This window comes from Enterobacter sp. UCD-UG_FMILLET (assembly GCF_000762975.1).
In the GTDB taxonomy this organism is placed as follows: Bacteria; Pseudomonadota; Gammaproteobacteria; order Enterobacterales; family Enterobacteriaceae; genus Enterobacter; species Enterobacter dykesii.
Window position 1 is genome coordinate 102,306 of sequence record NZ_JRJC01000028.1, and the last position, 26,930, is coordinate 129,235.

The window sequence follows — 26,930 nt, forward strand, 5'->3', positions numbered from 1 at the left end:
TACACCCGTTTTCAACCCGTGATTTGGGTTTTTGGCTAACAGGCCGTATTTTGCCGCGGAGCGGCACTTCATTTGCTTCCAGGGTGGAAACAGGGATATTCAGGAGAAAACGTGACAAAAATCCGCCAGTTATGTTTAGTCAGTGTGTTGCTGACAAGCGGGATTGCCAGCGCGGCGAATGTCCGTTTGCAGGTTGAGGGGTTATCCGGGGCGCTACAAAAAAACGTGCGTGCGCAGTTGTCGACCATCCAGAGTGATGAGGTGACGCCGGACCGGCGTTTTCGCGCGCGCGTGGATGACGCCATCCGTGAAGGGCTGAAAGCGCTGGGGTATTACGAACCCACCATTGATTTCGATCTCCGTCCGCCTCCAGAGAAGGGGCGCCAGGTCCTTATTGCCCGCGTTTCGCCGGGTGAACCGGTACTGATTGGCGGCACCAACGTCATTCTGCGCGGCGGGGCGCGTACCGACCGGGATTACCTTGACCTGCTCGGCACGCGGCCGAAAATCGGTACCGTGCTTAACCACGGTGACTACGATCATTTCAAAAAAGAGCTGACGAGCGTTGCCCTGCGTAAGGGCTATTTCGACAGCCAGTTCAACAAAAGCCAGCTGGGCATTGCGCTGGATCGACATCAGGCCTTCTGGGATATCGACTACGACAGCGGAGAACGCTACCGCTTTGGCGACGTGACGTTTGAAGGTTCGCAAATCCGTGAAGAGTACCTGCAAAACCTCGTGCCGTTCAAAAAGGGGGATTACTACCAGTCCAGGGACCTGGCGGAACTGAACCGTCGTCTTTCCGCTACCGGCTGGTTTAACTCCGTGGTTGTCGCACCGGAATTTGATAAGTCTCGCAAAACGAAGGTGTTGCCGCTGCATGGCGTTGTCTCGCCGCGCACCGAGAACACCATTGAGACCGGTGTTGGCTACTCGACAGACGTCGGCCCGCGCGTGAAGGCCACCTGGAAAAAGCCGTGGATGAACTCCTACGGCCACAGCCTGACCACCAGCGCGAGTATCTCAGCTCCGGAACAGCAGCTGGATTTCAGCTACAAAATGCCGCTGCTGAAAAACCCGCTTGAGCAGTACTACCTGGTTCAGGGGGGCTTTAAGCGCACCGACCTGAACGATACCGAATCCGATTCCACCACGCTTGCCGTATCGCGTTTCTGGGATCTCTCCAGCGGCTGGCAGCGCGCCATTAACCTGCGCTGGAGCTTCGACCACTTTACCCAGGCTAACGTCACCAACACTACCATGCTGCTCTATCCGGGCGTGATGATCAGCCGTACCCGCTCCCGCGGTGGTCTGATGCCAACGTGGGGGGATTCCCAGCGTTACTCCATTGATTACTCCAACACCATGTGGGGTTCTGATGTGGACTTCACCGTCGTGCAGGCGCAAAACGTCTGGATCCGCACGCTTTACGACAAACATCGCTTTGTGATGCGCGGCAATCTCGGCTGGATTGAAACGGGTGACTTCGAGCGCGTTCCGCCGGATCTGCGCTTCTTCGCCGGGGGGGACCGCAGTATTCGCGGATATAAATACAAATCGATCTCGCCTGAAAATGACAAAGGCCAGCTGACCGGTGCCTCGAAACTGGCCACCGGCTCGCTGGAGTACCAGTATAACGTCAGCGGAAAATGGTGGGGGGCGATGTTTGTGGATGGCGGTGAAGCCGTAAACGACATCCGCCGCAGCGATTTCAAAACCGGCGCGGGCGTGGGCGTACGCTGGCAGTCACCGGTCGGGCCGATCAAGCTCGATTTCGCCGTTCCGGTGGGTGACAAAGACGAACACGGTTTACAGTTTTACATCGGTCTGGGGCCTGAATTATGAGTTTATGGAAGAAGATAAGCCTCGGGGTGCTGATTTTTATCGTGCTGTTGCTCGGGACGGTAGCGTTTCTGGTAGGGACCACCACCGGCCTGCATCTGCTGTTTAACGCTGCGAACCGCTGGGTGCCGGGGCTGGAGATTGGCCAGGTAACGGGCGGCTGGCGCGACCTGCGTCTGAAGAACATCCGCTATGAGCAGCCGGGCGTGGCGGTGAACGCCGGGGAATTCCACCTGGCGGTAAAGCTGGGCTGTCTGCGGGACAGCAAGCTCTGCGTCAACGATCTGTCGCTTAAAGACGTCAACGTGGCGATAGATTCGAAAAAAATGCCGCAGTCTGCGCCGGTCGAGGAAGAGGACAGCGGCCCGCTGAATCTCTCCACGCCGTACCCGATCGCGCTCTATCGGGTGGCGCTCGATAACGTTAATATCAAAATCGACGACACCACCGTGTCCGTGATGGATTTCACCTCCGGCCTGCGCTGGCAGGAGAAAAACCTCACCCTAACGCCGACGTCCCTGCAGGGCTTGCTGATCGCGCTGCCGAAGGTGGCCGACGTGGCGCAGGAAGAGATCGTCGAGCCGAAGATTCAGAACCCGCAGCCGGAAGAGAAGCCGCTGGGCGAAACGCTGAAAGATCTTTTCTCGAAGCCCGTTCTGCCGGAAATGACTGACGTTCATCTTCCGCTGAACCTCAACATCGAGGAGTTCAAAGGCGAGCAGCTGCGCCTGACCGGCGATACCGATCTGACGGTCTACACTATGCTGCTGAAAGTCAGCAGCATTGACGGCAACATGAAGCTCGACGCGCTGGATATCGACACCAGCCAGGGCTCGGTGAATGCGTCAGGGAATGCGCTGCTGCGCGATAACTGGCCGGTAAATATCACGCTTAACAGTGCCCTCAACATCGATCCGCTGAAAGGCGAAAAGGTGAAGATCAAAGTGGGCGGGGCGCTACGCGATAAGCTGGATGTCGGGGTAAATCTCTCCGGCCCGGTGGACATGGTCCTGCGCGCGCAAACGCAGCTTGCGGAAGCCGGGCTGCCGCTCAATATTGAAATTGTCAGCAAGCAGCTTTACTGGCCGTTCACCGGCGAAAAGCAGTTCCAGGCCGATGACCTGAAGCTGAAGCTGAGCGGCAAGATGACCGACTACGCGCTCTCGTTCCGCACCGCGGTGAAGGGACAGGGCGTGCCGCCCGCGAACATCACGCTGGATGCGAAGGGCAACGAACAGCAGGTCAACCTCGACAAGCTGACCGTCGCGGCGCTGGAAGGCAAAACCGAGCTGACCGCGCTGCTCGACTGGCAGCAGGCGATCAGCTGGCGCGGCGAGCTGAAGCTGACGGGCATTAACACCGCCAAAGAGGTGCCGGACTGGCCGTCGAAACTGGATGGCCTGATCAAAACCCGCGGCAGCCTGTACGGCGGTACGTGGCAGATGGACGTGCCGGAAATCAAGATTGCCGGGAACGTGAAGCAGAACAAGGTTAACGTTGAAGGTTCGCTGAAAGGCAACAGCTATCTGCAGTGGGTTATCCCGGGGCTGCACGTGGCGCTGGGCCGCAACACGGCGGATATCAAAGGCGAGCTGGGGGTGAAAGATCTGAATCTGGACGCCACCATCGACGCGCCGAATCTGGACAACGCCCTGCCGGGTCTGGGCGGCACGGCGAAAGGCCTCGTGAAAGTGCGCGGAACCGTGGATGCGCCGCAGCTGCTGGCGGATATCACCGCCAATAACCTGCGCTGGCAGGAGCTGAGCGTTGCCCGCGTCCGCGTGGAAGGGGATGTGAAATCCACCGATCAGATCGGCGGTAACCTGAACCTGCGCGTGGAGCGCATTTCTCAGCCGGACGTGAACATTAGCCTGGTTACCCTGGACGCCAAAGGGAACGAGAAGCAGCACGACCTCCAGCTGCGCGTACAGGGCGAGCCGGTCTCCGGTCAGCTTCACCTCACCGGAAGCTTCGACCGCAAAGCAGAACGCTGGAAAGGTCTGCTTGATAACACCCGTTTCAATACGCCGGTCGGGCCGCTGGCGCTGTCGCGCTCCATCGCGCTGGACTACCGCAATGCCGAGCAGAAGATCAGCATTGGGCCACACTGCTGGACCAATCCGAATGCGGAACTGTGCGTGCCGCAGACCATTGATGCGGGCGCGGAAGGGCGCGCGCAGATCAACCTCAACCGCTTCGATCTGGCGATGCTGAAGCCGTTTATGCCGGACACGACTCAGGCCAGCGGCGTCTTCAGCGGGAAAGCCGATGTCGCCTGGGACACCACCAAAGAGGGTCTGCCGCAGGGCAGCGTCACGCTGTCCGGGCGTAACGTGAAGGTGACGCAAGAGGTCAACAACGCGTCGCTTCCGGTGGCGTTCGACACCCTGAACCTGAGTGCCGATCTGCATAACAATCGCGCACAGCTGGGGTGGACAATCCGCCTCACCAACAACGGCCAGCTGGACGGGCAGGTTCAGATTACCGATCCGCAGGGGCGGCGTAATCTGGGCGGCAACGTCAACATCCGTAACTTCAACCTGGCGATGGTGAACCCGATTTTCGCGCGCGGGGAAAAAGCCGAGGGCATGCTCAACGCTAACCTGCGCCTGGCCGGCAACGCGCAAAGCCCGCAGCTGTTCGGTCAGATGCGGCTCAGCGGCGTGGATATCGACGGCAACTTCATGCCGTTTGACATGCAGCCCAGCCAGATCGCGATGAACTTCAACGGCATGAGCTCGACGCTGAGCGGCTCGGTATTGACGCAGCAGGGGCAAATCAACCTCAGCGGCGACGCGGACTGGAGCCAGCTCGATAACTGGCGCGCCCGTATCGCCGCGAAGGGCAGTAAGGTGCGTATCACCGTACCGCCGATGGTGCGCCTGGACGTTTCGCCTGATGTGGTCTTTGAAGCCACGCCAAGCCTCTTCACGCTTGACGGACGCGTCGACGTGCCGTGGGCGCGCATCGTGGTTCACGACGTGCCGGAAAGCGCGGTCGGCGTTTCAAGTGATGAAGTGATGCTCAATGAAAATCTGAAACCTGTCGAGCAGAAGAGCGCGGGCATACCGATTAACAGTAACCTCATCGTGCACGTGGGGAATAACGTGCGGTTGAATGCGTTTGGGCTGAAGGCGAGGCTCACGGGCGACCTGAAAGTGGCGCAGGATAAACAAGGGCTTGGCCTGAACGGGCAGATCAATATTCCTGAAGGGCGTTTCCACGCCTATGGTCAGGACCTCATCGTCCGTAAAGGCGAGCTGCTTTTCTCCGGTCCACCGGATCAGCCTCTGCTGAACATCGAAGCGATTCGTAACCCGGAAGCGACGGAAAACAACGTTATTGCTGGCGTACGCGTCACCGGTTCCGCCGACGAGCCGAAGGCGGAGATCTTCTCTGACCCGGCGATGCCGCAGCAGGAAGCCCTCTCTTACCTGCTGCGTGGACAAGGTCTGGACAGCGGTCAGAGCGACAGTGCGGCGATGACCTCGATGTTAGTGGGTCTGGGGGTTGCACAAAGTGGGCAGGTTGTGGGTAAAATCGGCGAGACGTTCGGCGTAAGCAATCTGGCGCTGGACACCCAGGGCGTGGGTGACTCCTCGCAGGTGGTGGTCAGCGGGTATGTACTGCCGGGTCTGCAGGTAAAATATGGTGTGGGGATCTTTGACTCACTGGCAACTCTCACGTTACGCTATCGCCTGATGCCTAAGCTATATCTGGAAGCAGTGTCCGGCGTAGACCAGGCACTTGATCTGCTCTATCAGTTTGAGTTTTAGCAATGCGAATATTTGTCTACGGCAGTTTACGAACCAAGCAAGGCAACAGTCACTGGATGACCAATGCCTTGCTGCTGGGGAATTACAATATCGAGAACTACCAGTTGTACAGCCTGGGCCACTATCCAGGCGCGGTTCCGGGCGAAGGAACAGTACAGGGTGAAGTCTATCGTATTGATAACGCGACGCTTGCCGAACTTGATGCCTTGCGCACCAGGGGCGGTGAATACGCACGCCAGTTGATCCAGACGCCGTACGGAAGCGCGTGGATGTATGTCTACCAGCGTCCGGTCGAAGGGTTAACGCGGATTGTAAGCGGTAACTGGTTAGACAGAGACCAGTACTAAAAAAAACAACGCCACCGTGAGGTGGCGTTGTTTTTTGCGCTTTCAATTCTCTTCTGTATCCCTGCGTCGGGTTAAAAACAGAGGAACGAACAGCATGATGTATGGGGCAATAAGCCATAAAAAACACAAGGCGCGTGAACGGCCATAGTAGTTTATGCACCGCGTATTGCTTGATATGACGGGCAGGAAAAACAGTAAAAACAGCAGAATCGCATAATCGCTTCGATAAGGGATCCATAAGTAAAACAAAAACCAGGCAAGCTGGAATGTCAGGATGCAGAGATACTGCCATTTGCTGTCTTTGCCGTAACAGTCAAACGCCTTTATGTAGCCCATCTTTATGCTTTGAAGAAAGAAACTTAGCATGTATAACGCTCACGATCGCGACGGTCAGGAGTGTGCTCGTCAGCAACGCCCCTAAAAAATAGCCGTGGGTGATATCAGTAGCACCCGAGCCTAAAGTATGCAACTTACTATATCCTCTATCTACTGCAACAAAAAGCGTATATAGCCCGATGTTAATACAGAACTGCAGCAGACAAGAAACGACGATATTTCTGGGAATTCTTTTTAATAGAGTGAGTAACGCATAAATAATGCTTGATGATAGAGCGAAATAAAGTCCGTTAAATAAACTGGATAGTAAGAAGCTATTTATTTCGCTGAATATTAAATTATCGCTTCCATAGTACCATGCGAGGTATTCAATATACGTACTTCTGCCAAAGATAAAGGCGGCAATAATAAGGACGAATAGACTCACGATATGTCTTTTCTTGCTCATAATTTTGCTCCCTTAGATAGCAGTTCCTTCATCGTTTTACTGGCTTCTAGCTGATCTTTGATTATGGCAAGATCACGAGTGTTGTGGTTATATTTTGCAATAGCAGTTGGCGTACCTTTACCACCATTGTCCATAAAGAAGACAATATCCTTACGACCATAAAGAAGAACTTGTGGGATGGGATCACGCCCATAACTCACCGCCTGCGGAAGAGAGTGGATAGACTCTGTCGTGAGGAAGCGAGGAATATTTTCATGCTCAATATTACCTAAAGGCGTTGTGGCAACAAGGGAGCCGATAAAATCGGTCGTATACACTAACGCATCCGTATCTTTGGTCGTTACTTTTGAACCTGTAATATATTTTATCTGTTGCCAAAGGGTAATATCTTTAGGGATAACCTTAACACCATCCATAAACATATCTTGCTTGCGTTTTAGCTGAATGACGGTACGGTGCACCTGTGTCAAAGAGGGACTAATTTCCCCAACAGAAGGCATAAGACCATCGCGGGAGTACAGTCGTTCAATGATAAAATAAATTCCAGTTGGGCGGGCAACATCAATGTTAATGGATGACATATGAATCCTAAAATGAATGGGGATTAATGTTCATCACGACAGTATGTTATTAACAGCCAGGCTATTCAACCACTCCCACCATAAATGATAGGGTGTCCTTTTTGTTTTTAATACCCTAACCAAAAGAAATGGGATTCTTCTTAAAAAATCCGTTTATACTGCTTTTAACCAGGGAAATAAAAAAGCCCCGACGCGCGGGGCCTTCATAACAGCAGTAAGAATTACTTCTTAGCAGCGCGTTCGAAAGAGGCGATGATTTCTGCTTTCGCCGCTTCTGCGTTGTCCCAGCCGTCAACTTTAACCCACTTGCCTTTTTCGAGGTCTTTGTAGTGCTCGAAGAAGTGAGTGATCTGCGCTTTCAGCAGCTCTGGCAGGTCGTTCACATCTTTGATGTGATCGTATTCTTTGCTCAGCTTGGTGTGCGGTACCGCAACCAGCTTCGCATCTTCACCGGATTCGTCGGTCATTTTCAGCACGCCAACTGGACGGCAGCGAATGACGGAGCCTGGCTCCAGTGGGTATGGCGTTGGGACCAGCACGTCAACCGGGTCACCGTCCAGAGACAGGGTGTGGTTGATGTAACCGTAGTTGCACGGATAGAACATCGCGGTAGACATGAAACGGTCTACGAACAGGGCGCCGCTCTCTTTGTCCACTTCGTATTTGATCGGATCTGCGTTAGCCGGGATTTCGATAACTACGTAGATGTCTTCTGGCAGTTCTTTACCCGCTGGGACGTTGAGTAAGCTCATGTCGGTGTCCTTTAAAATGGATGGTAAACAAGTGGCAGGTATTATAGCCAACTCGCGCTGAATGTCTCCGCCTGTTTTCGCTTTCTCTCCCCGCTTTCTCCACTTTTCAGACCGATTCCATGACAGAAAAATCCATAAACTCAGCCACATTTTTCATGGTGAAATGAAAGCGATTACAAACTTGTGATTAACGTTTTATTCACTTTTCTGAAGTGTGATGTAACGCAATTCGTTACATATTTCATGGGCTATAGTCATTTCGCAGAACATCTTTTAACCAACAATAAACACCCCTACGAGGACGCTCATATGTGGAAGCGCTTACTTCTTGTCACAGCAGTTTCGGCAGCCATGTCGTCTATGGCGATGGCCGCTCCCTTAACCGTAGGTTTTTCGCAGGTCGGCTCTGAATCAGGCTGGCGAGCGGCAGAAACCAACGTTGCGAAAAGCGAGGCTCAGAAACGCGGCATTACCCTGAAAATCGCCGATGGTCAGCAAAAACAAGAGAATCAGATCAAAGCCGTGCGCTCCTTTATCGCCCAGGGCGTGGATGCCATCTTTATTGCACCCGTCGTGGCGACCGGCTGGGAACCCGTCCTGAAGGAAGCGAAAGACGCTGAGATCCCGGTCTTCCTGCTCGACCGTTCCATCGACGTCAAAGACAAATCCCTCTATATGACCACCGTGACCGCCAACAACGTGCTTGAAGGGCAATTGATTGGCGACTGGCTGGTGAAACAGGTCGACGGCAAGCCGTGTAACGTCGTTGAACTGCAGGGCACCGTCGGCGCGAGCGTGGCCATCGACCGTAAAAAAGGCTTTGCTGAGGCCATTGCTAAAGCGCCAAACATCAAGATTATCCGCTCTCAGTCCGGCGACTTTACGCGCAGTAAAGGTAAAGAGGTCATGGAGAGCTTCATTAAGGCTGAAAACAACGGCAAGAACATCTGCATGGTTTACGCCCACAACGATGACATGGTGATCGGTGCGATTCAGGCGATTAAAGAAGCGGGCCTGAAGCCGGGCAAAGATATCCTCACCGGCTCTATCGACGGCGTGCCGGACATCTACAAAGCGATGATCGACGGCGAAGCCAACGCCAGCGTGGAGCTGACGCCAAACATGGCGGGCCCGGCATTCGACGCGCTGGAGAAATTCAAGAAAGACGGCACGATGCCTGAGAAGGTGACGGTCACCAAGTCCACGCTCTACCTGCCTGACACGGCGAAAGAAGAGTTAGAGAAGAAGAAAAATATGGGCTACTGATCCTGTGAAATTGCCGGGTGGCGCTGCGCTTACCCGGCCTACGGGAACGTGCCGGGGACGTAAATATGAAAACTGAACAACACCAGGAAATCCTCCGCACAGAGGGCTTAAGCAAATTCTTCCCCGGCGTAAAGGCGCTGGATAACGTTGATTTCAGCCTGCGGCGCGGTGAGATCATGGCGCTGCTGGGCGAGAACGGCGCGGGAAAATCGACGCTGATTAAATCCCTCACCGGCGTTTATCACGCCGATCGCGGCACCATCTGGCTGGAAGGCAACGCCATTTCGCCAAAAAATACCGCCCATGCCCAGCAGCTGGGGATCGGGACTGTGTACCAGGAAGTGAACCTGCTGCCGAATATGTCGGTGGCGGATAACCTGTTTATTGGCCGTGAGCCACGCCGTTTTGGCCTGCTGCGCCGCAAAGAGATGGAGGCGCGGGCGACAAAGCTGATGGAATCGTACGGCTTCTCCCTCGACGTCCGCGAGCCGCTGAACCGCTTTTCCGTGGCGATGCAGCAGATCGTCGCCATCTGTCGCGCGATCGATCTCTCTGCAAAAGTGCTGATCCTCGACGAACCCACCGCCAGCCTCGATACCCAGGAAGTGGAGATGCTCTTTACCCTGATGCGCCAGCTGCGCGATCAGGGTGTCAGCCTGATCTTCGTTACCCACTTCCTCGATCAGGTATATGAGGTAAGCGATCGCATCACGGTGCTGCGCAACGGCAGCTTTGTCGGCTGCCGCGAAACCCGCGAGCTGCCGCAGATCGAACTGGTGAAAATGATGCTGGGCCGCGAGCTGGAAACCAACGCCCTTCAGCGCGCAGGGCGTACGCTGCTGAGCGAGAAACCGGTCGCCGCGTTCAGCGATTACGGCAAGAAGGGCGTGATCTCGCCGTTTAACCTTGAGGTACGGCCAGGCGAAATTGTCGGGCTGGCGGGCCTGTTAGGCTCCGGACGAACCGAAACCGCCGAGGTGATCTTCGGGATCAAACCGGCGGACAGCGGCAGCGCGCTGATCAAGGGTAAACCGCAAACCCTGCGATCGCCGCATCAGGCCTCCTGTCTCGGCGTCGGCTTCTGCCCGGAGGATCGGAAAACGGACGGTATTATTGCTGCGGCCTCGGTGCGGGAAAATATCATCCTGGCGCTGCAGGCCCAGCGCGGCTGGCTGCGCCCGATCCCCCGTAAAGAGCAGAACGCCATCGCCGAGCGCTTTATCCGTCAGTTGGGTATTCGTACCCCGAGCGCGGAACAGCCGATCGAGTTCCTCTCCGGCGGTAACCAGCAGAAGGTGCTGCTGTCACGCTGGCTGCTGACCAAACCCCAATTCCTGATCCTCGACGAACCGACCCGCGGCATTGACGTGGGGGCGCACGCCGAAATTATCCGGCTTATCGAAACTCTGTGCGCGGACGGTCTGGCGCTGCTGGTTATTTCGTCCGAGCTGGAGGAGCTGGTGGGCTATGCCGATCGCGTCATCATCATGCGCGATCGCAAACAGGTGGCAGAGATCCCGCTGGATAAGCTGTCCGTTCCGGCGATCATGAATGCCATCGCGGCATAAGGAGTAAATCGTGATGCCCCGTTCGCTTTCGCAAACCGGTGAGACAAAGCGCCGCTTCAGCTGGCCGACCGGCACGCCGCAAATCGCAGCGCTGCTGGTGGTTCTGCTGGTTGATAGCCTGGTCGCGCCGCATTTCTTCCAGATTATCGTGCAGGATGGGCGCTTGTTTGGCAGCCCGATAGACATTCTGAACCGTGCCGCGCCCGTGGCGCTGCTGGCCATCGGGATGACGCTGGTCATCGCCACCGGCGGGATTGACCTTTCCGTCGGCGCGGTGATGGCTATCGCCGGAGCCACGGCCGCCTCCATGACCGTGGCCGGACACAGCCTGCCGGTGGTTCTGCTGGCGGCCTTAGGCACCGGCGTGCTGGCCGGATTATGGAACGGCATTCTGGTGGCGGTGCTGAAAATTCAGCCCTTTGTCGCCACCCTTATCTTAATGGTGGCCGGGCGCGGCGTGGCGCAGCTGATTACCTCCGGACAGATTGTCACCTTTAACTCCCCGAGCCTGGCGTGGCTCGGAAGCGGCAACCTTCTGTTCTTCCCGACGCCGGTGATTATTGCCCTGGCCACGCTCGTTGTCTTCTGGCTTTTCACCCGCAAAACGGCGCTGGGCATGTTCATTGAAGCCGTCGGGATCAACATCCGCGCCGCGCGTAACGCCGGGGTCAACACCCGGCTGATGGTGATGCTGACCTACGTGCTGAGCGGCGTCTGCGCCGCCATCGCCGGGGTCATCGTCGCGGCGGATATTCGCGGGGCCGACGCCAACAATGCGGGACTTTGGCTGGAGTTGGACGCGATCCTCGCGGTGGTGATCGGCGGCGGGTCGCTGATGGGCGGGCGCTTTAACCTGCTGCTCTCGGTGATTGGCGCGCTGATCATTCAGGGAATGAACACCGGGATCCTGCTTTCGGGGTTCCAGCCGGAACTCAACCAGGTGGTGAAAGCGGTGGTCGTGCTCTGCGTGCTGATCGTCCAGTCGCCGCGCTTTGTCAGCATCATTAAGGGGATCCGTGGACATGATAAAACGTAATTTACCGTTGATGATCACGCTGGGCGTGTTTGTGCTGGGGTATCTCTACTGCCTCACCCAATTCCCGGGTTTTGCCTCGACGCGCGTGATTTGCAATATCCTGACCGATAACGCCTTTTTAGGCATCATCGCCGTCGGAATGACCTTTGTGATCCTCTCCGGTGGGATCGATCTCTCCGTTGGCTCGGTGATCGCGTTTACGGGCGTGTTCCTCGCGAAGGCGATCGGCTTCTGGGGGATCTCTCCGCTGGTGGCGTTTCCGCTGGTGCTGGCGATGGGCTGCGCGTTTGGCGCCTTTATGGGGCTGCTGATCGACGCGTTAAAAATTCCGGCGTTTATCATTACCCTCGCGGGAATGTTTTTCCTCCGTGGGGTGAGCTACCTGGTGTCGGAAGAGTCGATTCCGATCAACCATCCGGTGTATGACACGCTCTCCAGCCTGGCGTGGAAAATTCCCGGCGGCGGCCGCCTGAGCGCGATGGGGCTGCTGATGCTGGGCGTGGTGGTGATTGGCATCTTCCTCGCCCATCGTACCCGGTTTGGCAATCAGGTTTACGCCATCGGCGGTAACGCCACGTCGGCAAACCTGATGGGGATCTCCACCCGCAGCACCACCATCCGCATCTATATGCTCTCGACCGGGCTGGCGACGCTGGCGGGTATCGTCTTCTCGGTATATACCCAGGCGGGCTATGCCCTTGCAGGCGTGGGCGTTGAGCTGGATGCGATAGCTTCTGTGGTCATCGGCGGCACGCTGCTCAGCGGCGGGGTGGGGACGGTGCTGGGGACGTTGTTCGGCGTGGCTATCCAGGGGCTGATACAAACCTATATCAACTTTGACGGCACGCTCAGCTCCTGGTGGACGAAGATCGCCATCGGCATTCTGCTGTTTATTTTTATTGCCCTGCAGCGTGGCCTGACGGTGCTCTGGGAGAACCGTCAAAGCTCGCCTGTTACCCGCGTAAACACATCGGTAACAGAGCGATAACACGCTGAATTTGCTTAAAGTCTAAACATTTTCCGGTAGCGGCCGATACTCTTTTTTTATGCCCAGAAATATCTCGCTACCGGAAATAATATCATGCTGAAAACGCTATCGATTCGTACCGGCTTGCTCTCTTTACTGGCCGTTATGACCCTTCTGCTGCTGATTGTCAGCGGCATTGGCATTTATGCCCTCACACAGAGTTCTTCTTCACTGCAGCGCATTAATCACCTTCAGGGTGAGCAGATGGTGCAGCTTAATTCAGGCTATACGCTGATCCTGCGCGCGCGCAATGAGGCGGGCCAGGCCGTCCGCATGATGGAAATCGGCATGCTGGACGATGCGGCCAACGCGGTAAAAAACATCAATCAGGAAGTTGCCCTGGCTCAGAAAACGCTGAAAGGCGTGATCGACGGCGGCGTGGCTGACGAGCAGGGGCAACAGCTGCTCAATAAAGTGGCGGCCAGCCTGGCGACGTATAGCCAGCAGGGGATTAACCCGATGCTGAAAACCCTGAATGACCAGAGCGCGGACGAGTATTACGATCTGCTGGAGAAGACGCTGATTCCGGTGGCGAAGCAGTTTGATAACGATATGCAGGCGTTTCAGAAATGGAGCGAAGCGCGTGGTCAGGCGGAAGTGAGTGCCGTTCAGGCGAGTAAAACCCGCGTACTGATCCTGATTATCGTCGCCGCGCTGCTGACGGCGGGCATTATCGTGCTCGCGTGGCTGGTGCTGCGCCATATGCTGCTCAAGCCGCTCTCGGCATCGATCGCTCAGCTGGAGAACGTGGCAGCGGGAGATTTAACCCATACGCTGAATGCGCCCGCGAGCCAGGAGTTTAACCGCCTCAACGCGGTGATAGAGCAGATGCGACAGTCGCTGATGAGCTCGGTTATGCGAGTACGCGATGCCAGCGCGCAAATTGACACCGGCAGCCGCGAGCTGACCCTGGGAAACCGCGATCTTGCCGAGCGTACGGAATCTACCGCCACGTCGCTGGAGCAGACGGCGGCCAGCATGGAACAGATCACCGCGACGGTGAAGCTCAACGCCGATAACGCCGAGCAGGCGCACCAGCTGGCGAAGTCGGTGTCCGATACGGCCGATCACGGCAGCGAAATGGTCTGCTACGTGATTGAAAAAATGCGCGATATCTCGGGCAGCTCGGCGCGCATCGCCGACATCCTGAGCGTGATCGACGGTATTGCCTTCCAGACCAATATTCTGGCGCTTAACGCCTCCGTGGAAGCGGCGCGCGCGGGCGAGCAGGGGCGTGGGTTTGCCGTCGTCGCGGGCGAAGTGCGAAACCTTGCCAGCCGCAGCGCCGACGCGGCGAAAGAGATCCGATCGCTTATCAGCGATTCGCAGACCCACGTTAACGAGGGCAGCGAGCTGGCCCAGCAGGCCGGCGAAACGATGGACGAGATCGCAACCGAAGTGCTGCGCATGACCAAACTGATGCGTGAGATTGCGACCGCGTCCCAGGAGCAGAGCCGCGGCATTGAGCAGGTGAATATTGCGGTGAATCAGATGGACGAAACCGCGCAGCAGAATGCGGCGCTGGTGCAGCAATCCTCCGCCGCGACCCGCTCCCTTGAAGAGCAGTCGCGTCAGCTGATGGAAGCCATGTCATCATTCAAAGTGACGATTCAGGCCGCTGCATAATATTACTCAGCCCCGGTACGTTCTGTGCCGGGATTTTATTTTTCCCGGAATTAACTGCCGCAATATTATCGTGAATTTCACCCATTAATATTTCCAGCGAACGGGTTAAGGCTAACGCTTTTTCCGTCGGTTCAAGATATAAACCTTTGCGGAAAAATAACGGTTCATCAAAGAGTTGATTAAAACGCTTTAAGGCCAGGCTCACCGCCGGACGTGACATCTCCAGACGCAAAGAGGCTTTTGCCATGCTGCCGCAGCGGACGATTTCAATAAATACAGGGATAAGATTTAAATCAATGCCGGTATTAGCACGGGAATAATTATTCATTGCGATTCTGCTCCACGAAATATCTGTCAAACTGTTATGGAAATAATGCAGGAGCAGTGGTGAATATTAAAGCATGTTTTTTATAAACACTTATACGGTAAAATATATAAATGACCAGGGAAGCCAGAACGGCTCCCCTGTAGAGAGGCGTTACGCGTCCGGATACTCACGGATAAAACGTTCAACGTCTTCAACCATGTGGTTGTTGCCGACGAAGAATGAGCGGCGCTGGTGAAGGCTTTCCGGCACGATATCCAGAATACGCTCTTTACCGTCGCTCGCCTTGCCGCCCGCCTGTTCGGCGAGGAACGCCATCGGGTTGCACTCGTACAGCAGGCGCAGCTTCCCGTCCGGGTGGCTGGCGGTGCTTGGGTAGAGGTAGATACCGCCTTTCAGCAGGTTACGGTGGAAATCAGCGACCAGAGAGCCAATATAGCGGGACGTGTACGGGCGCTGGGTCGCTTTATCTTCTTCCTGGCAGAATTTAATGTACTTCTTCACGCCGTTCGGGAAGCGGATGTAGTTGCCTTCGTTGATGGAGTAGGTGTTGCCCTTCTCCGGGAAGCGCATGCGTTCCTGGCTCAGGCAGAAAACGCCGAGTGAAGGATCGTACGTAAAGGCGTGAACCCCGCAGCCGGTGGTGTACACCAGCATGGTGGAGGAGCCATAAACGACGTAACCGGCAGCAACCTGGTTAATGCCCGGCTGCAGGAAATCTTCTTCGGTCACCGGCGTGCCAACTGGCGTGACGCGGCGGTAGATGGAGAAAATGGTACCGACAGAAACGTTAACGTCGATGTTTGAGGAACCGTCGAGCGGATCCATCAGAACAACGTATTTAGCGTGTTCACACCCTTCGAAAACAACAATTTCATCTTCTTCTTCGGAGGCGATACCCGCAACGATGTCGCGCGCGCGCAGTGCAGCTTTCAATTTTTCATTTGCGAACAGATCGAGCTTCTGTTGAACCTCGCCCTGAACGTTCTCGGCACCGCTGGCACCCAGGATATCGACCAGACCGGCCTTGTTGATATCGCGGTGGATGATCTTAGCGCCCAGCTTTATTGCCGACAGCAAAGCAGTGAGTTCACCGGTAGCATGAGAGAACTCGTGCTGCTTTTCGACAATAAATTCACCTAACGTTTTCATAACACTTTCCCTGCATCTTTGTGAGTAGAGCGATTGTATGTTCACTAAAACGACTAAAGCCCAACAATCTTAACAAACATTCAAATATTAGCGCAGAGGTGAATCGCGCCAGCAACATACGGATTTACCTGAAATGCGTTTCACAGCCGCTAACATGTGAGTAAAATGTGCGCCACATTGAAGAAGGATAGTGACGTATGCGCATTCATATATTGGGGATTTGTGGCACTTTCATGGGCGGACTGGCAATGCTGGCGCGCTCGCTGGGCCATGAAGTGACAGGTTCGGACGCCAATGTGTATCCGCCAATGAGCACACTTCTGGAGAAACAGGGCATCTCGTTAATTCAGGGCTACGATGCCAGCCAGCTGGATCCCGAGCCGGACCTGGTGATCATCGGCAACGCCATGACCCGCGGCAATCCGTGCGTCGAGGCGGTTCTGGAACGCAATATTCCGTTCATGTCCGGCCCGCAGTGGCTGCATGACTTCGTCCTGCGCGACCGCTGGGTGGTTGCCGTTGCCGGTACCCATGGCAAAACCACCACAGCCGGAATGGCGACCTGGATCCTTGAAGCCTGCGGCTACAAGCCGGGCTTCGTGATTGGCGGCGTACCGGGTAATTTCGACGTCTCTGCACGTCTGGGTGACAGCCCGTTCTTCGTGATCGAAGCCGACGAATACGACTGCGCGTTCTTCGACAAGCGCTCCAAGTTCGTGCATTACTGCCCGCGCACGCTGATTCTCAACAACCTTGAGTTCGACCACGCGGATATTTTTGACGACCTGAAAGCGATCCAGAAACAGTTCCACCACCTGGTGCGCATTGTTCCGGGCCAGGGGCGCATCATCCTGCCGGAGAACGACATCAACCTGAAGCAGACGATGGCGATGGGCTGCTGGAGCGAGCAGGAGCTGGTGGGCGAGCAGGGCCACTGGCAGGCGAAGAAACTCAACGCCGATGCCTCCGAGTGGGAAGTGCTGCTCGACGGTGAAAAAGTGGGTGAGGTGAAGTGGGGCCTGGTGGGCGAGCACAACATGCACAACGGCCTGATGGCTATTGCTGCGGCGCGTCACGTGGGCGTTTTGCCTGCGGATGCGGCCAATGCGCTGGGCTCGTTTATCAACGCCCGTCGCCGTCTGGAACTGCGCGGTGAAGCCCACGGCGTTACCGTATACGACGATTTCGCGCACCACCCAACGGCCATTCTGGCAACGCTTGCCGCCCTGCGTGGCAAGGTCGGCGGAACAGCCCGCATCCTGGCCGTGCTGGAACCGCGCTCGAACACCATGAAGATGGGCATCTGCAAAGATGATCTCGCGCCGTCGTTAGGACGTGCTGATGAGGTCTTCCTGCTGCAGCCGCAGCATATTCCGTGGCAGGTGGCCGAAGTGGCCGATGCCTGCATTCAGCCCGCGCACTGGAGCGCGGATGTGGATGCGCTCGCGGATATGGTGGTGAAAGCCGCTCAGCCTGGCGACCACATTCTGGTGATGAGCAACGGCGGTTTTGGTGGGATCCATCAGAAGCTGCTGGACGGTCTGGCGAAGAAAGCGGACGTGGCCGCGGAGTAAAAAAAAGCCCGGTGGCGCTTGCGCTTACCGGGCCTACGTTCTTTCCTCCCTCGCCCTTCCGGGGAGAGGGGAACGGATTACTCATCGTTCTCAGACAGCTCGCGCAGATACTGGAAAATCAGGCGCGCGGACTTCGGCGGCTTATTCCCTTCTTTCTCTTTCTTCGCGTTGCGGATCAAGGAACGCAGCTGCTGGCGGTCGGCATCCGGCCACAGGTTCAGCACTTCCGGTACGGCATCATCACCCTGCTCAATCAGACGATCGCGGATCTGCTCCAGCTTGTGGAAAAACGCAACCTGCTGGTTGTGGCGGTTTTTCAGCTTGTCCAGCGCCTGGCGGATCGGATCGACGTCGCGCTGACGCAGCATTTTCCCGATAAGCTGAAGCTGGCGACGACGGCCTTCTTTCTTGATTTTCTGTGCCAGTTCAATGGCATCACGCAGATCCTGGTCGAGCGGGATCTTGTCCAGCGCGTTTTTACCCAGTTCTACCATTTCCGCGCCAAGCTGTTTTAACTCTTCGGCGTCACGTTTAATTTCACTTTTACTGACCCAGATGATCTCATCATCTTCGTCTTCGATGTCATCACCGGGAACGTCGTCGAGCCAGTCTTCGGGCTGCTTAGTCATGTCAGGCTCCTTAAAAAAAGAGGCTAATGTTACCAGTTAAGACGCGCACTGAAAAACGGTTCTCTGTTAGACTTCAGTTAACTCTCTCTTACAGTATGGCATTTGCGATGAAAGTAACCTCACAAGTTGAAGCGCAGCGTAAGATTCTTGAAGAAGCCGTCTCCACCGCGCTGATGCTTGCTTCAGAAAAATCAGATGGCGCCGAAGTGGCGGTCAGCAAAACCACCGGCATCAGCGTGAGTACCCGCTATGGTGAAGTGGAGAACGTAGAATTCAACAGCGATGGCGCGCTTGGGATCACGGTGTATCACCAGAATCGCAAAGGCAGCGCGTCATCCACCGATCTCAGCCCGGATGCCATTGCCCGTACGGTGCAGGCGGCGCTGGATATCGCCCGTTATACCTCTCCGGATCCTTACGCAGGCGTGGCGGATAAAGACCTGCTGGCGTTTGACGCGCCGGATCTCGATCTTTTCCACCCGGCGGAGGTTTCCCCGGACGAAGCCATTGAACTGGCCGCGCGCGCCGAACAGGCTTCCCTGCAGGCCGACAAGCGCATCACCAATACCGAAGGCGGCAGCTTCAACAGCCATTACGGGATCAAAGTCTTCGGCAACAGCCACGGCATGCTGCAGGGCTACTGTTCCACCCGTCATTCGCTCTCCAGCTGCGTGATTGCCGAAGAGAACGGCGACATGGAGCGTGACTACGCCTACACCATTGGGCGCGCGCTGGGGGACTTGCAGTCTCCTGAATGGGTGGGTAAAGAGTGTGCCGAACGCACGCTGTCTCGCCTGTCGCCGCGTAAGCTCTCCACCATGAAGGCCCCGGTCATTTTTGCCAACGAAGTGGCGACCGGCCTGTTTGGACATCTGGTGGGCGCTATCGCGGGGGGCTCCGTTTACCGTAAATCGACCTTCCTGCTCGACTCGCTGGGCAAGCAGATCCTGCCGGAATGGCTCACCATCGAAGAGCATCCGCACCTGCTGAAAGGGCTGGCCTCCACGCCGTTCGACAGCGAAGGCGTGCGCACCGAGCGTCGTGACATCGTTAAAGACGGCATTCTGACCCAGTGGCTGCTGACCAACTACTCCGCGCGCAAGCTGGGGCTGAAAAGCACCGGACACGCTGGCGGCATCCACAACTGGCGCATTGCCGGGCAGGGCCTCAACTTTGAGCAGATGCTGAAAGAGATGGGCACCGGTCTGGTGGTGACCGAGCTGATGGGCCAGGGCGTTAGCGGCATCACCGGAGACTACTCGCGCGGCGCGGCGGGCTTCTGGGTGGAAAACGGCGAAATTCAGTATCCGGTGAGCGAAATTACGATTGCCGGCAACCTGAAGGACATGTGGCGCAATATCGTTACGGTCGGTAACGATATTGAAACACGCAGCAATATACAGTGTGGTTCTGTACTTCTGCCGGAAATGAAAATCGCCGGTCAGTAATACCCGTAAAGGCGTTTTAATAATAAAAAAGGAAGTGAGCAATGCGTAAACATCTGTTAGCGATCGTCGCGGCTTCAACGCTGGTTCTTGGCTCTTCTGCGTTTGCTGCCGATCTTGAAGACGACATGGGCATCCTCGGTCAAAACCTGAAGGTGGTGCAGAAAACGGACAATGCGGCTGAAATGAAAGACGCGCTGACCAAAATGCGTGAAGCGGCGCTGGACGCACAAAAAGCGACGCCTCCGAAGCTGGAAAGCAAAGCGGCAGACAGCGCAGAGATGAAAGACTACCGCCACGGCTTTGACGTGCTGGTCGGCCAGATCGACGGCGCGCTGAAGCTGGCTAACGAAGGCAAAGTGAAGGAAGCCCAGGCGGCGGCCGAGCAGTTTGTTACGACCCGTAACACGTATCACAAGAAATACCGTTAACCGATCGCGCATCTGACAAACAACCAGCGGGGGCCAGTGGCCCCCGTTTTTTTTGCGCGGTAATAAGTAAACCCTATCGCCATCACATTTTTGCGTCACCACGCCTGAACGTTTCGTTTCCCCGGCGCGCGTTTTGCCGCTGGAATACGTGATATTCATCACGCAAATACCGTGATTAATTCAGATTCACCGCATTTATGTGGCACAGATCACTGCTGCGGCTCGCCTTTCCACTTCGAAGTGGAAAACAACTCGCTACAAACAATTCCCCCCCAACGTTAGTTTTATTCCAGAGCCATTAACGGGGTAAGACCAGTGATTAACGGAGCGGTAATGAACGACGTGCGGCTCGCCCGTGAAGTGGTCGCGCAGTTTGGCAATCTTCCTGATGAAGAAGCCTGGCTGCTCTCCGTTCACTTTGAAGTCGCGAAAGACAACCTTTAAGGAGCAACACATGGAACAGATTACAGTCGTGATTGGCGATCGCCTGGGTAAAGGTCAGAAAGTGGCTGCCGGTGTGGAAAAAGCAGGTGGACGCGCGGTGGTCGTGCCGGGCATGGCGGCGGATATGAAGCTGGGCGACGTGATGAAAGCGGAAAATGCCACCTTCGGCATCTCCTTCTGCGGCAGCGGCGGCGCGGGCGCTATCACCGCCCAGACCAAATATGGCTACAAGGCCAAATACGGCATGCGTTCGGTGGAAGAGGGCGTGACCGCCATCAACGAAGGCTGCAACGTGCTGGGCTTCGGCTTTATGGATAAAGAAGAGCTGGGCGAGCGTCTGGTGCAGGCTTGGCAGAAGAAATACGGCGCATAAGCATGAAAGAACAGTTCACAACCACGGTGAGAGTAAAGGGAAAAGGCGACGCCAAAGCGCGCGCCTTTGCCGACGCGCTCAACCACGTTCAGGCCGCGGTGATGAAAGCCTCACCGCATATCTTACTGCGTATTGAGCCACAGGATGTGCAGGTCGTTCAGGCGCAAGAAGCGGTGCGAAAAGAAGCGTTTCTGTTCTTCTTTCTGCGCCGGGAAAGACGCACCTACAGCGTGGAGCTGGATGTGACCGTCAACGTGACCGCTATCAATCTTGACCAGGTGGATTTCGTCACGCAACGCTGATTATTCATAAAAGGGCAGACTGATGTTCTTAATTATATTAATAAAATCGCTCATCATTGGCGGCCTGGTTGGCGTCGGTGTCGGAGCCGGGGCTGCACGCATGTTTCATGCGCCTACCACTCAGGGTATGGGCGCGTTTCGTACGTTGGGGGAACTGAACTCCTGTGAAGGGGATCCGGCGTCCCACTTCTCCTTTGGGTTAGGTTTCTTCTTTAACGCCTGGGCCTCTTCCGTGGCCGCAGGTGCCTTCACACAGGACGTTGACCACCGCATCATCCCGAACTGGGGTGCTGCTGCACTGATGATCAAAAACCGTAACGTCGGCGAAACGCTGCACGACCCGCGCAAAATGGCGATTGCCTGCGGCGTGATTGGCATGCTCGTCGTCACCTTCCTGAACCTGACCGCCTCCTCCGTTCCGGCAGCGCTTCAGGTCACCGCGGTGAAGGTGCTGGTACCGGCAGCAAACCTGCTGGTCAACACCGTGATGCCGGTAATCTTCTGGCTGGCGGCCATCGACGCGGGTAAAAAATCGGGCTTCTGGGCCACCATCTTTGGCGGTGCGGCGCAGCTGATCATGGGGAACGCCGTACCGGGCCTGGTGCTGGGGATCCTGATCGGTAAAGGCGTCGAAGAGAGCGGCTGGAACCACGTCACCAAAGTGATGATGGCGGCGATCGTCCTGCTCTTCGTGCTGAGCGGCTTCTTCCGCGGCTTCGACATGAAGATGATCGAATCCTTCCATCTGACCGTGCCGAACTGGCTCGACATGATCCACAACTCGCTCAGCGGTAAATAACAGGAGCCTCTAAATGGAACAGAATAAAGGTTTTTGGTATGCCGACTGGTCGTTCCCGATCTTCGTTGGCCTGCTCTCATCCGGCGTTTTCGCCGGGACGCACATGTACTACCTCTACGGCATCGGCGCGTTTAACGAAGTGGCCTTCGTGGCGATGCTGAAAGCGGGGATCGATACCGGCGTTTACGGCGCGGTGGCGGCGTTCGGCGCGAGCTTCCTGTTCGCCCGCATTATCGAAGGGTCGCTGGTGGGTATTCTCGACATCGGCGGCGCGATCCAGACCGGCGTGGGCCTCGGCGTTCCGGCGCTGCTGCTGGGCGCGGGCATCATGTTCCCGGTGACCAACTTCATTGCCGCGCTGATTACCGGTCTGGTGATTGGCCTGGCGATCGGCTACGTCATCATCCTGGCGCGTAAGTTCACCATTAACCAGAGCAACTCCACCTACGGTGCAGACGTGATGATGGGCGCGGGTAACGCCTCCGGCCGCTTCCTCGGGCCGTTGATTATCCTCAGCGCCATGACCGCCTCCATTCCTATCGGCGTCGGTTCCCTGCTGGGTGCGCTGGTGTTCTACATCTGGCAGAAGCCGATCACCGGTGGCGCCATTCTCGGGGCAATGCTGTTGGGCTGGCTGTTCCCGGTCGCCCTTTAATACCCGCGGGCGCTCAGGCGCCCGCCTTATCAGGAGATCCTCATGTTTGATTTACTCCTGCGCCGTGCGCGCCTTGCCGACGATACCCTGACCGATATCGCCATTCAGGACGGGAAGATCGCGGCGCTGGGCGACATTGACGCCCCCGCGCATAAAACGGTTGAGCTGAACGGCGACGTGTTCGTCAGCGCAGGCTGGATTGACTCCCACGTTCACTGCTACCCGAACTCCCCGATTTACCACGACGAGCCGGACAGCGTGGGTATTGCCACCGGCGTCACTTCCGTGGTGGACGCGGGCAGTACCGGTGCCGACGACGTGGACGATTTCTACGAAATCACCCGTAAAGCCTCTACCGAGGTATTTGCCCTGCTGAACATCTCCCGCGTGGGGCTGATTGCCCAGAACGAGCTGGCCAACATGGCGAATATTGACGCCGACGCGGTGAAGCAGGCGGTGAAGCGCCACCCTGATTTTATCGTCGGCCTGAAGGCGCGCATGAGCAGCAGCGTGGTCGGTGAAAACGGCATTACGCCGCTGGAGCGGGCGAAAGCCATTCAGAAAGAGAACGGCGACCTGCCGCTGATGGTGCACATCGGCAACAACCCGCCGAACCTCGACGAAATTGCCGAGCTGCTGAGCTCCGGCGACATCATCACCCACTGCTATAACGGCAAACCCAACCGCATTCTGACGCCCTCCGGCGAGCTGCGCGCCTCCATCACCTCCGCCCTGAAGCGCGGCGTGCGTCTGGACGTCGGCCACGGTACGGCGAGCTTCAGCTTTGAGGTGGCGAAACGCGCCATCGCGATGGGCATTCTGCCGCACACCATCAGCTCGGATATCTACTGCCGCAACCGCATCAACGGCCCGGTGGGCTCGCTGGCAAGCGTGATGTCGAAATTCCTTGCCATCGGCATGTCTTTGCCGCAGGTGATTGACTGCGTGACCGCCAACGCCGCCGACGGCCTGCGCCTTGCGCGCAAGGGCCGCATCCAGCCGGGTCTCGACGCGGATTTAACGCTGTTCACGATTAAACGCCAGCCGACGGTGCTGACGGATGCCGAAAACGACAGCCTGCAGGCTGAACACATTCTGGTGCCGCTTGCCGCGATCCGCGCGGGCAAGGGCTACATGACCGAACAAGGGAGCACGGAACATGCCTTCGATTTATGAGAAGTACAACTTAAAGCAGGTGATCAACACCTCTGGCCGCATGACGGCGCTCGGCGTCTCCACCCCACGCCCGGAAGTGGTGCAGACGGCGATGGACGGCATGAATCACTATTTCGAGATGAAGGATCTGGTCAACAAAACCGGGGAATACATCGCGAAGCTTCTGGATGTGGAAGGCGCGACGGTGGTCTCCTGCGCGTCGGCGGGTATAGCCCAGTCCGTGGCGGCGGTGCTGGTCAAAGACAGCGACTGGCTGCTGGAAAACCTGCACGTGACCCCGATTGAGAACAACGAAATCGTCCTGCCGAAAGGCCACAACGTGAACTTTGGCGCGCCGGTGGGCACCATGGTGGCGCTGGGCGGCGGCAAGCTGGTGGAAGCGGGCTACGCCAACGAATGCTCCGCCGATCAGCTGGCGGCGGCGATCACCCCGCGCACCGCGGCGATCCTCTACATCAAATCTCACCACTGCGTGCAGAAAAGCATGCTCAGCGTCGAGCAGGCGGCGGTGGTGGCGCGCAAGCACGATCTCCCGCTGATCGTTGATGCGGCGGCGGAAGAAGATTTGCACGCGTATTACCGGTCCGGTGCCGATCTGGTGATCTACAGCGGCGCGAAGGCGATCGAAGGCCCAACCAGCGGGCTGGTGATCGGCAAAACCCAGTACGTTGAGTGGGTGAAGCGCCAGACGGCGGGCATTGGCCGCGCGATGAAGGTGGGTAAAGAGGGGATCCTCGGCCTGACCTGCGCCATCGAACACTATCTGACGGTCACCAAAGAGAGCGGCGCCGAGATGGTGGCGAAAATGACGCCGTTTATCGAGGCGCTCAACACCCTGAACGGCGTCACCGCGCGCGTGGTCTGGGACAGCGCCGGACGCGATATTGCCCGCACCGAGATTAAATTCGACGAAGCCACCACCGGCGTCGGCACGGGCGATCTGGTGGCGAAGCTCAAGCAGGGCGAATACGCCATTTACTTCCGTGGCTACAAGGCCAACGAAGGGATTATCGAGGCGGACGTGCGCAGCGTGAATGCTGACCAGCTGAACATCGTCTACCGCCGCATTAGCGAAGTATTAGGACAGGAGAAAAAAGCATGAAACTGACCCCCAACTTTTACCGTGACCGCGTCTGCCTGAACGTGTTGGCAGGATCGAAAGCCAACGCCAGCGCCATTTACGAGGCGGCGGAAGGTCACGTGCTGGTGGGCGTGCTCTCCAAAAATTACCCGGACGTGGCGAGCGCCGTTGCCGATATGCGTGAATATGCCGCGCTGATTGATAACGCGCTCTCCGTGGGCCTGGGTGCGGGGGATCCGAACCAGTCAGCGATGGTGAGTGAAATCTCCCGTCAGGTGCAGCCGCAGCACGTCAACCAGGTCTTCACCGGCGTGGCCACCAGCCGCGCGCTGCTGGGGCAGAATGAATCGGTGGTCAACGGTCTGGTCTCTCCGACCGGCACCGTGGGGATGGTTAAAATCTCCACCGGCCCGCTGAGCAGCGCAGCGCCGGACGGCATTGTACCGGTTGAAACCGCGATTGCCCTGCTGAAGGATTTCGGCGGCAGCTCCATCAAATACTTCCCGATGGGCGGCCTGAAGTGCCGTGACGAGTACAACGCGGTGGCGGAAGCCTGCGCCCGTCACGACTTCTGGCTGGAGCCGACCGGAGGTATCGATCTGGAAAACTATGAGGAGATCCTGCAGATCGCCCTCGACGCGGGCGTGAGTAAAATCATCCCGCATATCTACAGCTCGATTATTGACAAAGCCAGCGGCGATACGCGCCCGGAAGATGTGCGTACGCTGTTGGCGATGACGAAGAAGCTGGTGAAGTAGAACAAAACCTTACCGCACACACCTGAAGGAGCCACCATGCACACCCGTACCCTGCTTGTCGCTTCACTCTCAATGTTCGCCACCGCCGCTATCGCCCAGCCGCAATACGCCTGGGTGGGCACCTACAACCCCAACGGCGAAGGGCTGTACCGCTTCACCGTTGACCCGCAAAGCGGCGCGCTGGCGAATAAAACGCTGGTCAGCAAGCTGCCGAATGCGGCGCAGCTGGCCGTCTCACGCGACGGCAAAACGCTGTATCTGGCAAGCGAGGTGGAGCAGGGCGTGGTGCAGGCGCTGCGGGTGGGGGATAACGGCGCGCTGAGCGAGCTGAATCAGGTGGCCTCCGGCGGCGCGGGGCCGGTTTACCTGTCGCTGACGCCGAACGGCCAGCATCTGCTGGTGGCAAACTACGTCAGCGGCTCTATCGCAGTATTGCCCGTTAAAGCAGACGGCAGCCTGGGTGAGGCTACGGACACTCATCAGGATCAAGGCGAACCGGGCGCGGCGAAGCCGGAAGCTGCCGTCGAGGGCAGTTTCGCGATCAGCGATCACAACGGCCCCCACGCGCACATGATCGCCGCCGATCCGAGCGGGAAATACGTATTTTCCACCGATCTGGGGCTGGATCGCATCTATCAGTACCGTTTTGACGGTCGGACAGGGAAGCTGACGCCGAACGATCCGCCGTTTATCAGCGCCTCCTCAAAAGGCGCCGGGCCGCGCCACTTTGTCTTTACGCCGAAGGGCGATGCCCTGTGGCTGATTAACGAAGAGGCGTCTACGCTCACCCATTACACCGTGAACGCCAACGGTACCCTGAAAGAGGGCAAAACGCTCTCAGCCCTGCCGGAAGGTTACAAAGGCACCAGCTTTGCCGCCGGGCTCGCATTAAGCGCCGACGGTAAACAGCTGTATGTGGCTAACCGTTTGCATAACAGCATCGGGCACTTTACCGTAACAGCGGAGGGCACGCTGACGCATCAGGACGACGTGTGGACGCGCGGCGACTACCCGCGCACCCTGACGCTCGATAAGCAGGGACGCTGGCTGTACGTTATGAACCAGCGCAGCGACAACATCACCCGTTTCCGCGTCGGTCAGGACGGCAAGCTCAGCTTCGAACCGGATTATACCCCGGTCGGCAGCCCATCTCAGATGGTCATTTCACCTTAAGCCGTAAG

General features: G+C 57.0%; 25 protein-coding genes and 1 pseudogene. 20 read left to right on the forward strand and 6 right to left on the reverse strand.

Going from position 1 to position 26,930, the window contains the following annotated elements:
- The first annotated feature begins 111 nt into the window (after positions 1-111).
- The 3 genes from tamA to LA04_RS14005 are packed head-to-tail and all read left to right on the forward strand — an operon-like array spanning position 112 to position 5,965.
- On the forward strand, positions 112-1,845 hold the full coding sequence (tamA, locus tag LA04_RS13995; RefSeq protein ID WP_047652080.1) for an autotransporter assembly complex protein TamA: 1,734 nt from the start codon (positions 112-114) through the stop codon (positions 1,843-1,845).
- Positions 1,842-5,618 (forward strand): autotransporter assembly complex protein TamB, encoded by a 3,777-nt coding sequence (gene tamB, locus LA04_RS14000; protein ID WP_047652082.1) that lies wholly within the window; start codon positions 1,842-1,844, stop codon positions 5,616-5,618. Before tamA ends, tamB begins: the two co-directional genes overlap by 4 nt.
- A 2-nt stretch (positions 5,619-5,620) precedes the next feature.
- Positions 5,621-5,965 (forward strand): gamma-glutamylcyclotransferase family protein, encoded by a 345-nt coding sequence (locus LA04_RS14005; protein ID WP_014830431.1) that lies wholly within the window; start codon positions 5,621-5,623, stop codon positions 5,963-5,965.
- 313 nt (positions 5,966-6,278) lie between these two features.
- Here LA04_RS14005 and LA04_RS14015 read toward each other — a convergent pair whose 3' ends face one another.
- From LA04_RS14015 to ppa, 3 genes are all read right to left on the reverse strand, one after another.
- Complete coding sequence (locus LA04_RS14015; protein WP_047652083.1) at positions 6,279-6,749, reverse strand: hypothetical protein; 471 nt, start codon at positions 6,747-6,749, stop codon at positions 6,279-6,281.
- Positions 6,746-7,330: a hypothetical protein gene (locus LA04_RS14020; protein ID WP_045402311.1), complete on the reverse strand. Its 585-nt coding sequence runs from the start codon at positions 7,328-7,330 to the stop codon at positions 6,746-6,748. The genes LA04_RS14015 and LA04_RS14020 overlap by 4 nt, the downstream gene beginning before the upstream one ends.
- Positions 7,331-7,551: 221 nt before the next feature.
- On the reverse strand, positions 7,552-8,082 hold the full coding sequence (gene ppa, locus LA04_RS14025; RefSeq protein ID WP_010427397.1) for an inorganic diphosphatase: 531 nt from the start codon (positions 8,080-8,082) through the stop codon (positions 7,552-7,554).
- A 309-nt stretch (positions 8,083-8,391) separates the two neighbouring features.
- Between ppa and ytfQ the strand changes: the two genes are divergently transcribed.
- The 5 genes from ytfQ (at position 8,392) to LA04_RS14050 (ending at position 14,605) form a co-directional block, all read left to right on the forward strand.
- Complete coding sequence (ytfQ, locus tag LA04_RS14030; protein ID WP_014882271.1) at positions 8,392-9,348, forward strand: galactofuranose ABC transporter substrate-binding protein YtfQ; 957 nt, start codon at positions 8,392-8,394, stop codon at positions 9,346-9,348.
- Between the two features lie 65 nt (positions 9,349-9,413).
- Positions 9,414-10,916, forward strand: coding sequence for a galactofuranose ABC transporter, ATP-binding protein YtfR (gene ytfR / locus LA04_RS14035; RefSeq protein WP_047652084.1), 1,503 nt, complete (start codon positions 9,414-9,416; stop codon positions 10,914-10,916).
- A gap of 10 nt (positions 10,917-10,926) precedes the next feature.
- Entirely contained in the window at positions 10,927-11,952 is a 1,026-nt protein-coding gene (ytfT, locus tag LA04_RS14040; RefSeq protein ID WP_161785594.1) for a galactofuranose ABC transporter, ATP-binding protein YtfT, read from the forward strand.
- Positions 11,939-12,940: a galactofuranose ABC transporter, permease protein YjfF gene (gene yjfF / locus LA04_RS14045; protein WP_023293434.1), complete on the forward strand. Its 1,002-nt coding sequence runs from the start codon at positions 11,939-11,941 to the stop codon at positions 12,938-12,940. Before ytfT ends, yjfF begins: the two co-directional genes overlap by 14 nt.
- Positions 12,941-13,033: 93 nt before the next feature.
- Entirely contained in the window at positions 13,034-14,605 is a 1,572-nt protein-coding gene (locus LA04_RS14050; protein WP_047652087.1) for a methyl-accepting chemotaxis protein, read from the forward strand.
- Here LA04_RS14050 and LA04_RS14055 read toward each other — a convergent pair.
- A complete protein-coding gene (locus LA04_RS14055) occupies positions 14,577-14,933 on the reverse strand; it encodes a helix-turn-helix domain-containing protein (protein ID WP_047652089.1) in 357 nt (118 codons plus the stop codon). The genes LA04_RS14050 and LA04_RS14055 overlap by 29 nt on opposite strands.
- A gap of 150 nt (positions 14,934-15,083) precedes the next feature.
- Entirely contained in the window at positions 15,084-16,082 is a 999-nt protein-coding gene (gene fbp / locus LA04_RS14060; protein ID WP_023310178.1) for a class 1 fructose-bisphosphatase, read from the reverse strand.
- Positions 16,083-16,279: 197 nt separating this feature from the next.
- Here fbp and mpl point away from each other — a divergent pair, with 197 nt between their 5' ends.
- On the forward strand, positions 16,280-17,656 hold the full coding sequence (gene mpl / locus LA04_RS14065) for a UDP-N-acetylmuramate:L-alanyl-gamma-D-glutamyl-meso-diaminopimelate ligase (RefSeq protein ID WP_047652090.1): 1,377 nt from the start codon (positions 16,280-16,282) through the stop codon (positions 17,654-17,656).
- 77 nt (positions 17,657-17,733) lie between these two features.
- Here mpl and yjgA read toward each other — a convergent pair whose 3' ends face one another.
- A complete protein-coding gene (yjgA, locus tag LA04_RS14070; protein ID WP_042713463.1) occupies positions 17,734-18,285 on the reverse strand; it encodes a ribosome biogenesis factor YjgA in 552 nt (183 codons plus the stop codon).
- Between the two features lie 95 nt (positions 18,286-18,380).
- Between yjgA and pmbA the strand changes: the two genes are divergently transcribed.
- From pmbA to LA04_RS14120, 11 genes and pseudogenes are all read left to right on the forward strand, one after another.
- Positions 18,381-19,733, forward strand: coding sequence for a metalloprotease PmbA (pmbA, locus tag LA04_RS14075; RefSeq protein WP_047652092.1), 1,353 nt, complete (start codon positions 18,381-18,383; stop codon positions 19,731-19,733).
- Between the two features lie 41 nt (positions 19,734-19,774).
- Entirely contained in the window at positions 19,775-20,161 is a 387-nt protein-coding gene (cybC, locus tag LA04_RS14080; protein ID WP_008501412.1) for a cytochrome b562, read from the forward strand.
- 336 nt (positions 20,162-20,497) lie between these two features.
- Positions 20,498-20,605, forward strand: a pseudogene (locus tag LA04_RS24460) (glycine dehydrogenase); the annotation flags it as partial.
- Between the two features lie 10 nt (positions 20,606-20,615).
- Positions 20,616-20,978, forward strand: a complete 363-nt coding sequence (locus tag LA04_RS14085; protein WP_023293430.1) for an SFCGS family glycine-rich protein — start codon at positions 20,616-20,618, stop codon at positions 20,976-20,978.
- A 2-nt stretch (positions 20,979-20,980) separates the two neighbouring features.
- Positions 20,981-21,280 carry a DUF4312 family protein gene (locus LA04_RS14090; RefSeq protein ID WP_006810338.1) on the forward strand — a complete coding sequence of 100 codons (300 nt, stop codon included), beginning with the start codon at positions 20,981-20,983 and terminating at the stop codon, positions 21,278-21,280.
- Between the two features lie 22 nt (positions 21,281-21,302).
- Positions 21,303-22,079, forward strand: a complete 777-nt coding sequence (locus LA04_RS14095; RefSeq protein ID WP_023310182.1) for a DUF4311 domain-containing protein — start codon at positions 21,303-21,305, stop codon at positions 22,077-22,079.
- Between the two features lie 13 nt (positions 22,080-22,092).
- Entirely contained in the window at positions 22,093-22,734 is a 642-nt protein-coding gene (locus LA04_RS14100) for a DUF4310 family protein (RefSeq protein ID WP_023310183.1), read from the forward strand.
- Between the two features lie 42 nt (positions 22,735-22,776).
- Complete coding sequence (locus tag LA04_RS14105; RefSeq protein WP_047652093.1) at positions 22,777-23,910, forward strand: amidohydrolase/deacetylase family metallohydrolase; 1,134 nt, start codon at positions 22,777-22,779, stop codon at positions 23,908-23,910.
- Entirely contained in the window at positions 23,894-25,012 is a 1,119-nt protein-coding gene (locus tag LA04_RS14110) for a DgaE family pyridoxal phosphate-dependent ammonia lyase (RefSeq protein ID WP_047652094.1), read from the forward strand. The genes LA04_RS14105 and LA04_RS14110 overlap by 17 nt, the downstream gene beginning before the upstream one ends.
- Entirely contained in the window at positions 25,009-25,749 is a 741-nt protein-coding gene (gene dagF / locus LA04_RS14115) for a 2-dehydro-3-deoxy-phosphogluconate aldolase (RefSeq protein WP_047652095.1), read from the forward strand. The genes LA04_RS14110 and dagF overlap by 4 nt, the downstream gene beginning before the upstream one ends.
- Positions 25,750-25,785: 36 nt before the next feature.
- Positions 25,786-26,922, forward strand: coding sequence for a lactonase family protein (locus LA04_RS14120; protein WP_047652096.1), 1,137 nt, complete (start codon positions 25,786-25,788; stop codon positions 26,920-26,922).
- Positions 26,923-26,930 lie beyond the last annotated feature (8 nt).

Excerpts from the sequence above, each read along its gene's own strand:
- ytfQ (WP_014882271.1), top strand. The coding sequence starts at position 8,392 with ATGTGGAAGCGCTTACTTCTTGTCACAGCAGTTTCGGCAGCCATGTCG.
- pmbA (WP_047652092.1), top strand. The coding sequence starts at position 18,381 with ATGGCATTTGCGATGAAAGTAACCTCACAAGTTGAAGCGCAGCGTAAG.
- mpl (WP_047652090.1), top strand. The coding sequence starts at position 16,280 with ATGCGCATTCATATATTGGGGATTTGTGGCACTTTCATGGGCGGACTG.
- LA04_RS14110 (WP_047652094.1), top strand. The coding sequence starts at position 23,894 with ATGCCTTCGATTTATGAGAAGTACAACTTAAAGCAGGTGATCAACACC.
- fbp (WP_023310178.1), bottom strand. The coding sequence starts at position 16,082 with ATGAAAACGTTAGGTGAATTTATTGTCGAAAAGCAGCACGAGTTCTCT.
- ytfR (WP_047652084.1), top strand. The coding sequence starts at position 9,414 with ATGAAAACTGAACAACACCAGGAAATCCTCCGCACAGAGGGCTTAAGC.
- LA04_RS14095 (WP_023310182.1), top strand. The coding sequence starts at position 21,303 with ATGTTCTTAATTATATTAATAAAATCGCTCATCATTGGCGGCCTGGTT.
- ppa (WP_010427397.1), bottom strand. The coding sequence starts at position 8,082 with ATGAGCTTACTCAACGTCCCAGCGGGTAAAGAACTGCCAGAAGACATC.
- tamB (WP_047652082.1), top strand. The coding sequence starts at position 1,842 with ATGAGTTTATGGAAGAAGATAAGCCTCGGGGTGCTGATTTTTATCGTG.
- yjgA (WP_042713463.1), bottom strand. The coding sequence starts at position 18,285 with ATGACTAAGCAGCCCGAAGACTGGCTCGACGACGTTCCCGGTGATGAC.
- yjfF (WP_023293434.1), top strand. The coding sequence starts at position 11,939 with ATGATAAAACGTAATTTACCGTTGATGATCACGCTGGGCGTGTTTGTG.
- LA04_RS14105 (WP_047652093.1), top strand. The coding sequence starts at position 22,777 with ATGTTTGATTTACTCCTGCGCCGTGCGCGCCTTGCCGACGATACCCTG.
- dagF (WP_047652095.1), top strand. The coding sequence starts at position 25,009 with ATGAAACTGACCCCCAACTTTTACCGTGACCGCGTCTGCCTGAACGTG.
- LA04_RS14085 (WP_023293430.1), top strand. The coding sequence starts at position 20,616 with ATGGAACAGATTACAGTCGTGATTGGCGATCGCCTGGGTAAAGGTCAG.
- LA04_RS14090 (WP_006810338.1), top strand. The coding sequence starts at position 20,981 with ATGAAAGAACAGTTCACAACCACGGTGAGAGTAAAGGGAAAAGGCGAC.
- LA04_RS14015 (WP_047652083.1), bottom strand. The coding sequence starts at position 6,749 with ATGAGCAAGAAAAGACATATCGTGAGTCTATTCGTCCTTATTATTGCC.
- cybC (WP_008501412.1), top strand. The coding sequence starts at position 19,775 with ATGCGTAAACATCTGTTAGCGATCGTCGCGGCTTCAACGCTGGTTCTT.
- LA04_RS14005 (WP_014830431.1), top strand. The coding sequence starts at position 5,621 with ATGCGAATATTTGTCTACGGCAGTTTACGAACCAAGCAAGGCAACAGT.
- LA04_RS14055 (WP_047652089.1), bottom strand. The coding sequence starts at position 14,933 with ATGAATAATTATTCCCGTGCTAATACCGGCATTGATTTAAATCTTATC.
- LA04_RS14050 (WP_047652087.1), top strand. The coding sequence starts at position 13,034 with ATGCTGAAAACGCTATCGATTCGTACCGGCTTGCTCTCTTTACTGGCC.
- LA04_RS14020 (WP_045402311.1), bottom strand. The coding sequence starts at position 7,330 with ATGTCATCCATTAACATTGATGTTGCCCGCCCAACTGGAATTTATTTT.
- LA04_RS14100 (WP_023310183.1), top strand. The coding sequence starts at position 22,093 with ATGGAACAGAATAAAGGTTTTTGGTATGCCGACTGGTCGTTCCCGATC.
- LA04_RS14120 (WP_047652096.1), top strand. The coding sequence starts at position 25,786 with ATGCACACCCGTACCCTGCTTGTCGCTTCACTCTCAATGTTCGCCACC.